Annotated in this window: 16 protein-coding genes and 1 tRNA gene; 10 read left to right on the top strand and 7 right to left on the bottom strand. The window is 68.7% G+C overall.

The features are described 5' to 3' along the window. Window positions 1–72 precede the first annotated feature (72 nt). Both ABTZ89_RS24665 and ABTZ89_RS24660 read right to left on the bottom strand, forming a co-directional pair. Entirely contained in the window at window positions 73–843 is a 771-nt protein-coding gene (locus ABTZ89_RS24665; RefSeq protein ID WP_351048707.1) for an ABC transporter permease, read from the bottom strand. Next, window positions 840–1,823 carry an ABC transporter ATP-binding protein gene (locus ABTZ89_RS24660; protein WP_270951561.1) on the bottom strand — a complete coding sequence of 328 codons (984 nt, stop codon included), beginning with the start codon at window positions 1,821–1,823 and terminating at the stop codon, window positions 840–842. The genes ABTZ89_RS24665 and ABTZ89_RS24660 overlap by 4 nt, the downstream gene beginning before the upstream one ends. A gap of 340 nt (window positions 1,824–2,163) precedes the next feature. Here ABTZ89_RS24660 and ABTZ89_RS24655 point away from each other — a divergent pair, with 340 nt between their 5' ends. Further along, the gene (locus tag ABTZ89_RS24655) at window positions 2,164–2,592 is read left to right on the top strand and encodes a MarR family winged helix-turn-helix transcriptional regulator (protein ID WP_270951610.1); all 429 of its coding nucleotides are present in this window, start codon (window positions 2,164–2,166) and stop codon (window positions 2,590–2,592) included. Window positions 2,593–2,638: 46 nt separating this feature from the next. After that, a tRNA-Ser gene (locus tag ABTZ89_RS24650) sits at window positions 2,639–2,723 on the top strand. A gap of 132 nt (window positions 2,724–2,855) precedes the next feature. On the opposite strand, the gene ABTZ89_RS24645 is transcribed toward ABTZ89_RS24650, so the two are convergent. Beyond that, window positions 2,856–3,104: an SCO4226 family nickel-binding protein gene (locus ABTZ89_RS24645; RefSeq protein ID WP_351048703.1), complete on the bottom strand. Its 249-nt coding sequence runs from the start codon at window positions 3,102–3,104 to the stop codon at window positions 2,856–2,858. A 175-nt stretch (window positions 3,105–3,279) separates the two neighbouring features. Between ABTZ89_RS24645 and ABTZ89_RS24640 the strand changes: the two genes are divergently transcribed. The 3 genes from ABTZ89_RS24640 to ABTZ89_RS24630 all read left to right on the top strand — a co-directional run bounded on the left by ABTZ89_RS24640 (window position 3,280) and on the right by ABTZ89_RS24630 (window position 5,452). After that, window positions 3,280–4,167, top strand: coding sequence for an LLM class F420-dependent oxidoreductase (locus ABTZ89_RS24640; RefSeq protein WP_270951564.1), 888 nt, complete (start codon window positions 3,280–3,282; stop codon window positions 4,165–4,167). A 94-nt stretch (window positions 4,168–4,261) separates the two neighbouring features. Beyond that, entirely contained in the window at window positions 4,262–4,549 is a 288-nt protein-coding gene (locus ABTZ89_RS24635; RefSeq protein ID WP_270951565.1) for a putative quinol monooxygenase, read from the top strand. 45 nt (window positions 4,550–4,594) lie between these two features. Further along, window positions 4,595–5,452 carry a M15 family metallopeptidase gene (locus tag ABTZ89_RS24630; RefSeq protein WP_351048699.1) on the top strand — a complete coding sequence of 286 codons (858 nt, stop codon included), beginning with the start codon at window positions 4,595–4,597 and terminating at the stop codon, window positions 5,450–5,452. A 9-nt stretch (window positions 5,453–5,461) separates the two neighbouring features. Here ABTZ89_RS24630 and ABTZ89_RS24625 read toward each other — a convergent pair whose 3' ends face one another. Then, entirely contained in the window at window positions 5,462–6,142 is a 681-nt protein-coding gene (locus tag ABTZ89_RS24625; RefSeq protein WP_351048697.1) for a DUF899 family protein, read from the bottom strand. 145 nt (window positions 6,143–6,287) lie between these two features. Here ABTZ89_RS24625 and ABTZ89_RS24620 point away from each other — a divergent pair, with 145 nt between their 5' ends. Both ABTZ89_RS24620 and ABTZ89_RS24615 read left to right on the top strand, forming a co-directional pair. Next, a complete protein-coding gene (locus ABTZ89_RS24620) occupies window positions 6,288–7,127 on the top strand; it encodes an alpha/beta fold hydrolase (RefSeq protein ID WP_351048695.1) in 840 nt (279 codons plus the stop codon). Between the two features lie 87 nt (window positions 7,128–7,214). After that, the gene (locus ABTZ89_RS24615; RefSeq protein ID WP_351048693.1) at window positions 7,215–7,838 is read left to right on the top strand and encodes a hypothetical protein; all 624 of its coding nucleotides are present in this window, start codon (window positions 7,215–7,217) and stop codon (window positions 7,836–7,838) included. A 12-nt stretch (window positions 7,839–7,850) separates the two neighbouring features. On the opposite strand, the gene ABTZ89_RS24610 is transcribed toward ABTZ89_RS24615, so the two are convergent. Beyond that, on the bottom strand, window positions 7,851–8,462 hold the full coding sequence (locus tag ABTZ89_RS24610) for a cysteine hydrolase family protein (protein ID WP_351048690.1): 612 nt from the start codon (window positions 8,460–8,462) through the stop codon (window positions 7,851–7,853). Between the two features lie 71 nt (window positions 8,463–8,533). Between ABTZ89_RS24610 and ABTZ89_RS24605 the strand changes: the two genes are divergently transcribed. Further along, a complete protein-coding gene (locus ABTZ89_RS24605) occupies window positions 8,534–8,893 on the top strand; it encodes a VOC family protein (protein ID WP_351048687.1) in 360 nt (119 codons plus the stop codon). Window positions 8,894–9,015: 122 nt separating this feature from the next. After that, complete coding sequence (locus ABTZ89_RS24600) at window positions 9,016–9,555, top strand: DUF4352 domain-containing protein (RefSeq protein WP_351048684.1); 540 nt, start codon at window positions 9,016–9,018, stop codon at window positions 9,553–9,555. A 141-nt stretch (window positions 9,556–9,696) separates the two neighbouring features. Here ABTZ89_RS24600 and ABTZ89_RS24595 read toward each other — a convergent pair whose 3' ends face one another. Together ABTZ89_RS24595 and ABTZ89_RS24590 are read right to left on the bottom strand one after the other, a co-directional pair. After that, a complete protein-coding gene (locus tag ABTZ89_RS24595; protein WP_502949596.1) occupies window positions 9,697–10,902 on the bottom strand; it encodes an endonuclease/exonuclease/phosphatase family protein in 1,206 nt (401 codons plus the stop codon). Window positions 10,903–11,044: 142 nt separating this feature from the next. Beyond that, window positions 11,045–12,520, bottom strand: a complete 1,476-nt coding sequence (locus ABTZ89_RS24590) for a M28 family metallopeptidase (protein ID WP_270951574.1) — start codon at window positions 12,518–12,520, stop codon at window positions 11,045–11,047. 212 nt (window positions 12,521–12,732) lie between these two features. Here ABTZ89_RS24590 and ABTZ89_RS24585 point away from each other — a divergent pair. Beyond that, window positions 12,733–13,576, top strand: an 844-nt coding sequence (locus tag ABTZ89_RS24585; protein WP_351048679.1) for an NAD(P)H-quinone oxidoreductase, incomplete at its 3' end; no start/stop codon positions are given.

Genomic DNA, 13,576 nt, shown 5'->3' with positions numbered 1-13,576 from the left:
CGCCGATGTTCTGCACCCTTTATTATTTGGTGATCACATGACGACCCAAAAGACTCACGGGTCCCAGCCGGGCTAGTCGAGGGCTCGGCGGAGGAAGAACTTGATGCCGAGGGCGCCGAAGAGCAGGCAGGCCGCTAGGAGGGCCAGGACGCAGATCCACGGTGGCATGTGCGGGACGTCCGGGAGCAGGGCTCCGCGCATCCCCTCGCTGACGTAGGTCAGGGGGTTGATCGCGCAGAGGACCTGGAACCAGCGCAGGTGGTCCAGCTGGGCCCACGGGAACTGAGTCGCTCCGGTGAACATCAGCGGGGCCAGGATCACCGCGAACATGATGTTGATGCGGCGCGGTGGAACAGCAGCGCCCACGGTCATGCCGACCGATGCACCGGCGAACGAACCCAGCAGCATGCAGAGCAGGGCGAACGCGAGACCGCTGAAGTTCCAGTTGATCTCGCCCAGCATCACCATGCCGATCGGCACCATCAGCACCGCCGCGAACAGGCCGCGCAGCGCGCCGAAGAGCATCTTCTCCACCGCGACCCAGCTGATCGGCAGCGGCGCCAGCAGCCGGTCCTCGATCTCGCGGGAGAAGGAGAAGTCCAGCACCAGCGGGAACGAGGTGTTCTGCAGGGACACCAGGAACGCGTTGAGCGCGATCATGCCGGGCAGCAGGATCTGCGCGTAGCCGGGCTGGGCGTAGCCGAGTTCGCTGAGCACCTTGCCGAAGATGAACAGCAGCGCCACCGGCTGGACCAGCACCTGGGCCAGGAAGCTCGGCAGCTCGCGGCCCGTCACGAACACGTCGCGGGCGAGCACCGCGGTGAAGGCGCGCACCGGACTCATCGCAGTTCCCTCCCGGTGAGGTCGATGAAGACGTCTTCGAGGGTGGCCGCCCCCAACGCCAGGTCGCTGACCGAGATCCGCTGCTCGTGCAGGGTCTGCGCGACCGGCCCGAGCAGCGCGGCCGGCTCGACGCCGACGTAGAGCCGCAGCCGCAGCTCCGCCTCGCCGTCCGCCCCGGTGCTGCTGCCGATCTGCTCGACCCGCTGCACACCGTCCACATCGGACAACAGTGCGGAGATCCGGTCCGGCTCGTAGCCGTTCGGCCGCAGCGTCGCGTCCACCGTGCCGCTGCCCGGCAGCGATTTGATCAGCGCCTCTGGGGTGTCCAGCGTCAGCAGCTTGCCGTGGTCGACAACGCCGACGCGGTCGGACAGCTTCGCCGCCTCGTCCATGTCGTGCGTGGTGAGCACGACGGTCACGCCTTCGGCCCGCAGGTCGTTGATCCGGTCGTGCACGAACAGCCGGGCCTGCGGGTCCAGGCCGGTGGACGGCTCGTCCAGGAACAGCACCTCGGGCTTGTGGATCAGCGCGCGGGCGATCATCAACCGCTGCGCCTGCCCGCCGGAGAGGTCGTCGACGCGCGCCTTGGCCTTGTCGCCCAAACCCATCCGGTCCAGCAGCTCGTCGGCGAGGCGATGTCGTTCCGCGCGCGAGATCCCGTGGTAGGCGGCGTGCCAGATCAGGTTCTGCCGGGAGTTGAGCGAGCGGTCCAGGTTGACCCGCTGCGGTACCACCGCCACCTTGCTGCGCGCGGCCACCGGGTCCGCTGCCACGTCCACTCCGGCGACGCGGGCGGTGCCGCTGGTCAGCAGCACCCTGGTGGTCAGGATGCCGACCGTGGTGGTCTTGCCCGCGCCGTTCGGCCCGAGCAGCCCGAAGATCTCCCCGGCGTGCACCTGGAAGCTGAGCCCGTCGACCGCGTTGGTCCGGCTCTTCGGGTACCGCTTGACCAGATCGGTCACTTCAACCGCTGTGGTCACATCCGCCTTCTTCCGCACCACGTCCACTGAGGACACGAGCCGCTACGACGTCCGGTTCGACCATGAGCAGCCCGACCATCCGCCGGCCGACTGGGATCGCGCCAGCGGAAGAGGGTCAGGTTGAGTACTGCGTGCCCCGTGCTGGAGCAGTCGCCGACCGGTCAAGCCCACCAGCCTGGTCAGCGGCATCAGCTGCGGATCTTGCTCCGCGAAGCCGGGCACACCGCGATGATATCCGCGCCGAACGATGGGACGTCAAACAATTTTCGAAGCACCCCGGAGCAGTCGGTAGCCTGATCAAGTGACAGACCAGGACATCCGATGGCTGAACGACCGCGAAATGGCAGCTTGGCGCGCCTACATCGTGGGCAGCGCACTGCTCGAGCACCACCTGAACAAGGACTTGCAGCTCAGCCACAACCTGTCGATCGCCGACTACGAGATCCTCGTCCGGCTGTCCGAACGCCCCGACCAGCGGATGCGCATGAGCGAGCTGGCCAACGACGTGGCCCACTCCAAGAGCCGCATGTCGCACCAGATCCGCCGCCTGGAGAAGGCCGGCCTGGTCCGCCGCGACGAATGCCCGGACGACGGCCGAGGCGTCCTGGCGGTCCTGACCGAAGAGGGCGCGGCGAAGCTCCGCGAAGCAGCCCCGAGGCACGTGGCGAGCGTCCGCGAACACCTGGTCGACATCCTGGACGAGCAGGAGCAGGAGGTCATGGCCCGGATCTTCGACCGCCTGACGACCCACCTGGGCGGAATCAAGTAGCGGCCCGCCTGCACCCCGCGCCCGCCCGGTTGGCTACGCTGCGCCTGGAAGCGTGGCAGAGCGGCCGAATGCACTCGCCTTGAAAGCGAGCGTCGCGAGAGCGACCGGGGGTTCGAATCCCCCCGCTTCCGCTCAATGACCAGCACGAACAGGACCCGGTGGGGATCTTCCCCGCCGGGTCCTGTCGCGTCTGGTCTCAGTTTTTGGTCTCAGCTGGGCCTTCTTCGGCTTCTCCCGGAGCCCCTCCCCCACATGTGAGCAGTTCAGGTCTGGAGGGGGACCCGGTACACCTCGTCCGTCGGGTGCCCGGCCCGTTGGTGGACCTTCTTGACAGCCTCCTCGTTCGGCGCTTCGGACAGGCAGAAGACGACGCCGCTGTCGGGATCGGCCCAAGCATGCTTGAAGTCGACGTTCTCCTCGGACTGGATCGCCAGATCCGCGCGATGGGCTTCAGCGAGCTGTTCCGAGGTCAACCCGGCCATGTCGTGATGCACATCCATGAATTCCGGCATCGGTGGCTCCCTTCAAGGTGGCTGCCAACGGGCAACTCGGGACCGACATCTCGATGGTCCTACTCCGCACCTCTCACCGCCGTTCGACCTTCCGCGGCGAATCCTGCGCCCCCCCCATCACCGACATGGGCTGATGCGGGCGCCTGCGGCTGGTTGCGCGGATAGCCTCGGCGGCATGGCTCAGATCAATTTCAGCTCGAGGGTCGGCGTTTGGTGGACCAGCGACACCTGGTCGATCCGCGACGTGCGCGCCCGCGCCCGCGAGATCGAGGAACTCGGCTACGGCTCGCTGTTCTACGGCGAGGCGTTCGGCAAGGAGTCGTTCACCCAGGCCGGTGCGCTGCTGGGCGCCACGGAGCGGCTCGTGGTCGGAACCGGCATCGCCAACATCCACGCCCGGGACGCCAGCGCCGCCGAATCCGGCTCCCGCACGCTCAGCGCGCTGTACCCCGGGCGGTTCGTGCTCGGCCTCGGAGTCAGCCACGGCCCGCTGGTGGAGCACCACGCAGGTACCTACGCCAAGCCCTTGGCCACCATGCGCGAATACCTGCGTCGCATGGACGAGATGCCGGAGCAGGTCGAGCCCGGTGCGCAGCGCCCGGCCCGGCTGCTGGCCGCGCTCGGGCCGAAGATGATCGAGCTGTCCGGCACCGCCGGCGACGGCGCGCACCCCTACCTGGTCACCCCGGAGCAGACCGCCCGCACCCGGGAACTGCTCGGACCGGACAAGTGGGTGGTCAGCGAGCAAGCGGTGGCGCTGACCACCGACCGGGAGACCGGGCTGCGCCGAGCGCACCAGCACCTGCACATGTACTCGCAGCTGCCGAACTACCGGAAGTCGTGGCTGCGGCAAGGTTTCGACGAGTCCGACCTGGTCATCGGCGGCTCGGACAAACTGGCCGAGCACATGGTCGCGATCGGCGACGCCGAGGCGATCGCCGCGCACGTCCGGCGGCATCTCGACGCGGGCGCCGATCACGTGGTGATCCAGGTCCTCGGCGACAACAGCGCCGACGACCCGCTGCCCGCGCTGCGCGAGATCGCCCCCGCGCTGGGGCTGTGAGCGCTCCGGGGGTCTTCTTCGGCTGATCGTGCGATGAGTTCGGGGGCTTCGGGTGGTCTACCTGGTGACGACGTCCTGTTCAGGAGGGATAGCTATGTGGATCATCGCCGGCCACCTCAAGGTCGACGCCGACCAGCGGGATGCTTGGGTCGCCGCACACCACGACCTGCTCACCCGGGCACGTCGAGCGCCCGGGTGCCTCGACGTGGCGATCACCGCCGATCCGGTGGACCCGGAGCGCGTCAACAACTTCGAGCGCTGGGAGTCCTGGGATGCGATCGAGGCGTGGCGGAAGGTCGCGGCGGCTCCCGACACGGGCGTGGAGATGCGGGACGTCGAAGTGATGGCCTACGAGGTCGCCGGTCAGCGGCCTCCCTTCTGAACGCTCGCACAGCGGCGGTGGCGGAACCGGGGCTAGCGTGGCGGGATGACCCGTGGTTCCCTGCGGCTCGCCTCTGCGGTGGCGTTCGTGCTGGTAGCGGCGGCGTGCGGTACGAGCACGCCGCCCGCTCCGGCACCACCGGCGCCACCACCCAGCCCGCCCGCGACCACGGCGCCCAGCCCGACGCCCACGCCGCAGGTCGAGCACGCGCCGGCTGGTTTCGTGCGACTGCGCGACGTCGATCCCTCGATCATCGAGGAGGTCCGCTACGCCACGCCGCACAACTTCACCGGCGATCCGGTACCCGGCTACGACGAGCCGATGTGCGTCGTGACGCAGCCGCTCGCCGAGGCGCTCCACGCGGCGCAGCAACAGCTCGCGCCTCAGGGCTACACCCTCAAGGTCTACGACTGCTACCGGCCGCGACGCGCCGACGAGCGCTTCGTCGCGTGGGCTGAGGACGTCGGCGACCAGCGCATGAAGGCCGAGTTCTACCCGGGGCTGGACAAGTCGCGGTTGTTCACCGACGGCTACATCGCCGCGAGGTCCGGTCACAGCCGGGGCAGCTCGGTCGACCTGACGCTCGTGCGGCTTCCTGCCAGCCCCCAGCGCCCCTACGCGCCCGGTGAGCCGCTGACCTCGTGCACCGCCCCGGCCGCGCAGCGGTTCCCGGACAACAGCGTCGACATGGGCACCGGTTACGACTGCTTCGACAGCCTCGCGCACACCGACGCCCCGGGCGTGACCGGCGAGGCCGAAGCCAACCGGAACCTGCTGCGCGACGTGCTCACCTCGGTCGGCCTGAAGAACTACGCGAACGAGTGGTGGCACTACAACCTGCCGCACGAACCGTTCCCGGACCAGTACTTCGACTTCCCGGTGAACAGCGCGGCCTTCCGCTGAACGACCGCGCTAGTAGTCGAGGGAGGCGTACCAGTCGCCGCGACCTCTAGGGGTCAGGTCGAGGATGTGCCACACCGGGCTCAGCAGGTCTATGCCGCGTTCGTCGACCTCTTCGGACATGCGGGGGTGCGCCGAGTAGAAGTGGCGCACCTCGCCGCCGCCGTCGCGGGTGAACACCGACACCGTCGAGTCCTGGTTGCCCTCGTCGTCCTCGCTGCCCAGGTCGCGCTTGAAGGTGCTCTTCGCGGCGCTGAGGAGGCGCAGGTTCGTCCACCCGCGGTTGCGCGCGTGTTCGCGGAGCGCGGGCAGGTCGGCTGCGGCGACGATCGCGAGATCGGCGTTCTGCTCGACGTGGTGGGCGATTCCGTTGAACCCGTCGATCCACATGGTGCACATCGGGCACGGTTCGGTCTGCGCCTTCCCGTACATGAGGTGGTAGACGACGAGATCGCGATCGGGTCCGGTGAACAGCTCTCCCAGCCGCACCTCGCGCACCGGCTCATCACCGGCGTGCAGGTCGGCGGGGCCCTCCTCGAACACGTAGTCGTCGACGACGGGGCCCAGCGGTAGCCGGCGGCGCAGGTCGGCGACCCGCTCGCGATGCCGCATCAGCTCCATCTCGGCCTGGCGCAGCTCCTCGCGGGCGTGCACGTACTCGGCCGTCTCCCCGGTGAGATTGGTCTGGCGCATCGCTCTCCCCCAAACGTGGCCCTGCCCCCATCGTCTGCTCGCGCCCCGGGGCCCGCCAGGCTGAACCGGACTCAAAAGCGATTGCAAATCACAATCAGTCCATCTAGCATGAGTGTGATTGCAAGTTGCAATCAGTGGAGGGGCCATGGACGTCCTCGAACTCGACGGTGTCGAGCTGGCGGTCGATCGCCGCGGACCCGACGGCGCGCCGGCGCTGCTGCTCATCGCAGGTGGTGGCCAGTCGATGGACTGGTGGACGCCCGAGTTCTGCGACCAGCTCGGCGCCGGAGAACTGCAGGTCATCCGGTACGACCACCGCGACACCGGCCAGTCGAGCACGTCCGCGCCGGGTCAGCCCGACTACACCGGCGACGACCTGGCCACCGATCCGCTGCGCATCCTCGACACTCTCGGCATCGCCGACGCGCACCTGGTGGGCATGTCGATGGGTGGCGGTATCGCGCAGAGCATCGCGGTGCGCGCCCCCTCGCGGGTGCGGTCCCTGACGCTCGTCGAAACCAGCCCCGCAGGCGGCGACCACGGCGAACTGCCGCCGCCGACCCCCGAACTCGCCGCGACCTGGGCGGAACCCGAGCCGGAGATCGACTGGTCCGACGAGGCCGCGGTCATCGACTACCGCGTCGACGTCGAGCGCCCCTTCGCCGGCCCGCTCGGGCTCGACGAGGCGCGCGTGCGCGCCCTGGCGACGCGGGAAGTGCGCCGCAGCCGCAACATGGCGTCGACGATGGCGAACCACTTCATCGCCGAACCCGGAAACCCGGTGGACCCGGCCGAAATCCGCGTGCCGACCCTCGTCCTGCACAGCATCGACGACCCGCTTTTCCCCTTCCCCCACGGAGAAGCGCTGACCCGCGCAATCCCAGGCGCCCGGCTCCTGCGCCTGGAGGGAGTGGGCCACGAAATCCCACCACCTGCGGTGTGGAACGTGGTCATCCCAGCACTGCGCAAGCACCTGACGGCCTGACGAAGCGCCCACCCGTATCCCGGTGCGGCATAACGGGTTCGGACTTCCTCCCAGCGCGTGGGTTGACGAGCGGGCACACTCCGAGTGATGAGCTTCCGCGATCAAGTCCCGACCCGCGAGCAGATCGATGCACTCGACGAAGAGTTGCAGGTCAGTGCTGGAACCACCTATGGCGTTGAGGTTTCGGCTGTGCTCGATTGGCTGCGCGAGGAGCGGCCGAACGGCGGAGCGCACCTGGCGCGCTTCCGGTTCGGTCCGCACCCGGTGTTCGACTGGTTCGCCACCCGCAACCGATTGCCCGAGTTGAACTGCATGCTCGACCACCCGGCTGTTCGCAGCGCTCTGCCGGAGGCGTTCCAACGGCCGTTCCCGCTCCCTGAAGCCGTGGAGCGCCGCCTGAAGGGCTGGAACCCCGGGGTGGCGATTCAGCTCAGCAGGGAGTGGGCTTGGAGCTTGTACGCAGGCGGTATGTACACATCCGTCGATCTGACCTTGTCCGCAGGTGAGCGGGACCAGCGAGCCCACCGGGCCATCAACGCGGCGGAAGCGTTGTACGCGGCCTTGTTCGGCGATCGGTACGCCACCGTCAACGTTTACAAGACGCCAGACCCGTGGTCCGCGTGGTTCCCCGGCCTGTTCAACATCACATGGGTGGCCTACGACCTGGACCAACGAGCATTGCTGCTGCTGTGCTTGACCGACATGGACTGACGGCGCTGGAAGTCAGGCCGGGGTTTCTCCGCCGGAGAGCCAGTGGAGGGCTTCGGTTGCGGTGGGGCAGCCTGCCGTGGTCAGGGCGAGGTTGGCCAGGGAGGCTTCGTGGGTTTGTTCGTCGGCTGCCGCTACGCAGTCGCGGACCACCTGGACGTGGAAGCCGAGATCTGTTGCGTGGCGGGCTGTTTGCTCCACCGTCAGGTTCGTGGCGACTCCCGTGATGAGGAGGGAGTCGATGCCGCGGTCCCGGAGTCGCGCGGGCAGGTCGTTTCCGGCCAGACCGGAGAGCTTCTGGTTGTCCACCACCAGGTTCGGCTGGTCCGCCATCTGCTCGATCAGGGCTGCGCCCGGGGCGGCCGGGCGGAACGACTCCTGGGATTCGCCCACTGCCTGCATGAATCCGGTGTTGCGGACCAGTTCTCCCTCGTCCTCCGGGATGGTGAAGCGGGTGAACACCAGGGTCGCTCCCGCTTCGGCCGCGGCGGCGTGGAACCTCGTCGCCCGCCCGACGACACCGCTGCTGGCGACCGGCTCGGCCAGCATGGGGCCGAAGAAGCCCTCGGGCTCGATCACGTTGACCTGCCAGTGGAGTGCCAGCACGGCACAACTGCGCGCGTCCATCCGCCCGATTCTGCCCCAGCCCGATCCCGCTCGGCACGCGATTGTCAGGACTGCCGGGCACACTCCTCGGCATGTCCGCTCAGACCCACCACGCACTCGACTACATCGAGATCGGCGTCGACGACTTCGCCGCCGCAAAGGCCTTCTACGGCGGCGCTTTCGGCTGGACGTTCACCGACTACGGGCCCGGTCCGGCCTACGTCGGCATCAACGGCTCCGGCGGTGAAGTCGGAGGCTTCCGGCTGACCGATGAGGTTTCCGCTGGTGGGCCGCTGGTCCTGCTGTACTCGGACGACCTCGACGCGAGCGCTCAGGCGGTTCGCGACGCGGGCGGGTCCGTCGTGCGGGGACCCTACGAGTTCCCCGGCGGGCGGCGCTTCCACTTCCACGACCCGGCCGGGAACGAGCTCGGCGTCTGGTCCGCCGGGTGAGCGGCGCCCGGAGAACAATGTTCTCCGGGTTGCTTGAAATGGTTTTGGGATTTGTTCTTGGTGCGGTTCGGAATTCGCTGGCATCATTCGTCGAGTTCGTTTTCTCGACCTGATGAGGAAAAGTGAAGAAGTTCATCGCACCGGTGGTCGGATTGATCCTGCTGGGCCTGGCCGGATGTGGCGCTTCCAGCGAGCCGACAGCTCCGGAACCGAACGCCCAAACCGCACCTGAGCAGGGAGAACCCCAGGCCGGGGCGATCGAGGTCGGCGGCAAGGACGTCGCTTTCGGCGAAACCGCGGGCATCAGCAACGAGAACGGCGGGACGTACGCCATCACCGCCGGTCCGCTGCAGGACCTCGCCGAATTCTCGGTTCCGCCGGAGGGGAAGTACGTTTCCGTCGACGTCGACGCGAAATTGGTCAGCGGGACCGGTGGTGCCGTCGCTTCCGTCGATTTCATGCTGGTCGACGGGGCGGGCACCGAGTACCCGAGCGCTGCGCCGAACGGGGAGAGCCTGGACGGCGTGCTCTTCGCGACGCTCCTGACGCAGGGCGATGCTGACAGCGGGAAGGTGTTCTTCGACGTCCCCGCCGATGCCGCCGGACTGAAGCTGGTCTACCAGCCGCTCACCGCCACCGAGCCGAGCGGCAGCTGGACCTGATCCCCGTTCTGCCTGGAACTGCGTGCAGTTCCAGGCAGAACCGTCAGCCGACGTGGGCGGCGATGGTGTGCAGGACCTCGCGGATTTCGGTGTTCTCCTCGATCGTGCCCGAACCTGCCTGCGGCGGACGGGTTTCCCGGATCACGGGACGACGTCGAGCCAGACGAGGTGGTGGTCCGAGGCGTCGTTGAGTCGGGACAGCTCGTCGTCCGAGGTCGGCCAGAACACCTCGGCGCGCAGCGGGATCAGCGGCGCGGACGGCAGGACGTAGTCGATCCGGAGGTTGCCCGGCGACTCGTCGTTGAAGTCGCCAGTGTCGAGGAACGGGTCACCGCGGTGGTTCTCGTTCGCGCCGCCCTGGGTCTCGCTCGCCTCGACCGCTCCGGCGCTGCCCGGCCGCGGGTCGATCACGCGCGGGGCCTGGAGCAGCTGGCGGATTCCGTTGCTGTCGCCGTCGAACGGGTCGGAGTTCTGGTCGCCGGCGACGACGAACTGGGACCCCGGCTCGAGACCACCGCGCTCGCCCCGGTCGTCGTAGATGTAGTCGCCGCGCTTCGGCGTCACGTAGTCCGCCCAGAACCGGATCTCGTCCTGGTTGCGCAGGACGTTGCGCTTCTCCGGGCCGTCGAAGGCGGGCGGCGTCGGGTGCGAGGTGAGGAAGTGCACCGTGCGGCCGTCGACGTCGATCGGCAGGTCCCAGTGCGACTTCGAGGACAGGCGGACCTGCTCGAGCTCCTCCGGCGAGAACCAGTCCGCGGGTTCCGGGGTCGCCGGGTCGTCCGGCAGGCGCGCGCCCGGCATGTCCGCCCAGCGGAACTGCTGGAACGTGCGGGCCGGGCCGATCGGGTACTTCGACAGCACGACCATGCCGTACTGGCCGGGGAACGCGCCGAAGCCGTGGGCGTCGCCCGGGCCGCCGACGGCGCCGTCGTTGTCGAGGTCCATCCCGGACGGCACGCCGGTGTTGACCGGGGCGGTGTAGGCGTAGGGGTAGTCGATCGGGTCGGCGCCGTGCTGCCCGCGGGCGAGGTAGTTGGCGCGGAAGGCGTCGACCGCCGCGCCGCCCTCGACGTAGTCGAACTCGTTGAGCAGCAGCACGTCCGGGCGGGTCCGCTGCACCAACTCGGCCACCTCCTGCGCCTGCGGATCGTCCGGTGTGGACAGATTCGCCAGCAGCTCGCCCTCGGCGGAGCGGTTGAGCGAGGCGTTGAACGTCGCGAACCGCACCGGTTCGGCCGCGTTCGCGGTCGGGGTCACCAGTCCGACGGCCACCGCCGCCGCCACCAACGCGGCACCCTTCACGACATTCCTCCTCGTGCGATCAGCGGAACCGACCGCAGTTTCCATTGAAACTGCGGTCACCGGACTGCAGTTTCAATTGAAACTGCGGTCGGAGCACCAACGCCGGGCGCAACTCCGGTTGAACTTTCCGGTCCACCAACCGAGAACGTGCGGGGCACCCGGAAGGCACCCCGCACGTTTCAGGTGGTCAGGCCAGGTTGTGGCCGTGGCCGACCTTCGGGCCGGCGCTCTGGACCGTCAGAGCGCTCTGCTGGGCGCGCAGCTTCGCGCGCTCCTCGCGGCTCTGCACGCCGTTGACGCCCTCGGTGCTCTGCGAGTACGCCTGCACGACGTTGGCCATGCCCTTGGTCATCCGCTCCAGGGCAACGCGGTCGATGTTGGACAGGTTGTCACCCGCGCCGTGGTAGTTCGGGTCGAACGCGACGCCCGCGGTGCCACCCCACTTGGCGGCCTGCTCCTCGGTCTTCAGGTCCTCCACCCCGGTGTGCATGCCACCGGACGGGATGCCCACCGCGATGAACTCGCCGTAGTCGGAACGTCCGTTGAACTCGCTCGGCTCGGACTCGACGCCCTGCGCCGCCATCGCCGCGATGAAGTCGTTCTTGATCTGGCCCGAACCCACCGGACCCGAGGGACCACCGGTGGAGCCGTCACCGTCGTAGACGAAGTAACCGGCGTTCGGCGAGCCGATCATGTCGAAGTTCATGTACAGCGCGATGTCCAGCTGCTCTTCCTGGCTCAAGCTCTGCACGTACTTCGTCGAGCCGACCAGGCCGGACTCCTCCGCGCCCCACCAGGCGAACCGCACCGCGTTCTGGTTGCCCTTCGGGCTGCCGCCCAGCTTCAGCGCGGTCTCCAGCAGACCGGCGCTGCCGGAACCGTTGTCGTTGATGCCGGGGCCTTCCGGCACGCCGTCCAGGTGCGCCCCGGCCATCACCACGTTGTCGGCGCGCCCGGTCTTGGTCTGCGCCACCACGTTCCGGGTGGTCACGGACTCGAAGCGGGCCTGCACGTCGAGCTTCACCTCGGCACCGGCCTGACCGGCCAGCGCCTGGCCGACCTGCTGGGTGACGCCGGCGGTGGGGATGCGCCCCGCGTCCGCGTCGCCGAGGGTGCCGTTGAGCGGGCCTTCGACGTTGTTGTAGATGATCGCGCCCACCGCACCGGCCTCGGAGGCGATCCGCTGCTTGTCCGCGAAGGAGCAGGCGCCGCGCGAGATCAGCACGACCGTGCCCGCGACGTTGGCGCCGTCGTAGTCGGTGGCCTCGCAACCGGGGGTTTCGTCGACCGGCGCGACCGCCAGCGGCGCGGTCAAACCGCCCTGCGGGGTCGCCGGGGAGTACTCCAGCGCGTCACCCTCGACCGGCTGACCCGCGACCGCCAAGCTGAACGAGTCCTTGAAGTACGCCTCGTAGGTGAATTCCGGGGTCGTCACGTCGAATCCGGCGCGCTTCAGCTTGTCGACGACGTAGTCGACGCTGGCCTCGTAGCCGGGCTGACCGGACGCGCGGTTCCCGCCGTTCTGGTCGGCGATCCGCTGCAGCGCGATCAGGTGCCTGTTCACAGCGTTGCCATCGATCGACGAGCCGAGGTCCGGTGGGGCCGCGCTGACCGGGGTGACAGCGAGCATCGTCGCCGCGCAGCTCGCGGCCAGAACGGTCATCGCACGCTTTGATGTGATGGTTCGCAAACTCATCATGCTCCCCGTTTCGGGTGGTTTTCGTGGCGATAGCCTTGAGAAGATCACGCAACGAAGTCAAGGACTTACCGAGAAGCGTTAAGAACCAGGGATTATTTCCCGTTTTTCCCGCATTGTGCGACTCGTCCGATCGACCTGCACCGCCGGTTCACCCGACCCGGACTACCGTCGCGGACATGTACGCGATCGCGATCCGCGAGCCGGGTGACCCGGACGTTCTGGAATGGACCGAACACCCCGACCCGCGCCCGGGACCGGGCGAAGTGCTCATCGACGTCGTCGCCAGCGCGGTCAACCGCGCCGACCTGAGCCAGCGGGAGGGCAACTACCCGCCGCCGAAGGGCGCCAGCGAGATCCTCGGCCTGGAGTGCTCCGGCACCATCGCCGAACTGGGCGAAGGAGTCGAGGGCTGGCAGGTCGGCGACGAGGTCTGCGCGCTGCTCGCCGGCGGCGGTTACGCCGAACGCGTTGCGGTGCCCGCCGAACAGGTGCTGCCCAAGCCCGCCGGGGTCGACCTGGTCGACGCGGCCGGGCTGCCCGAGGTGTGCTGCACCGTGTGGTCCAACGTGATCATGGAGGCCGGGCTCCGAAGTGGACAGCTGCTGCTGGTGCACGGCGGCGCGGGCGGCATCGGGACCTGCGCGATCCAGATCGGCCGGGCGCTCGGCGCGCGGGTCGCGGCGACCGCGGGATCGGCGGAGAGCCGGAAGCTGTGCGCCGAGCTCGGCGCGGACCCGGTGATCAGCTACCGCGACGAGGACTTCGTCGCGGCCGTGAAGGAGCTCGGCGGCGCTGACGTCATCCTCGACAACATGGGCGCGTCCTACTTGGACCGGAACCTGTCCGCGCTGGCGCCGGACGGGCACCTGGCGGTCATCGGCATGCAGGGCGGCCGGAAGGCCGAGCTGGACCTGGGCAAGATGCTGGTCAAACGGCTGCACCTGTCGGTGCTGGGATTGCGCGGACGTCCGGTGGCGGGCCCGCACGGCAAGGCCGCGGTCGTCACCGACGTGCGGGAAC

It is taken from the genome of Saccharopolyspora sp. NPDC002686, from assembly GCF_040295745.1.
GTDB lineage: Bacteria > Actinomycetota > Actinomycetes > Mycobacteriales > Pseudonocardiaceae > Saccharopolyspora > Saccharopolyspora oryzae.
The sequence above is the reverse complement of the archived record's forward strand: the minus strand, read 5'-3'. Positions and strand labels throughout refer to the sequence as shown.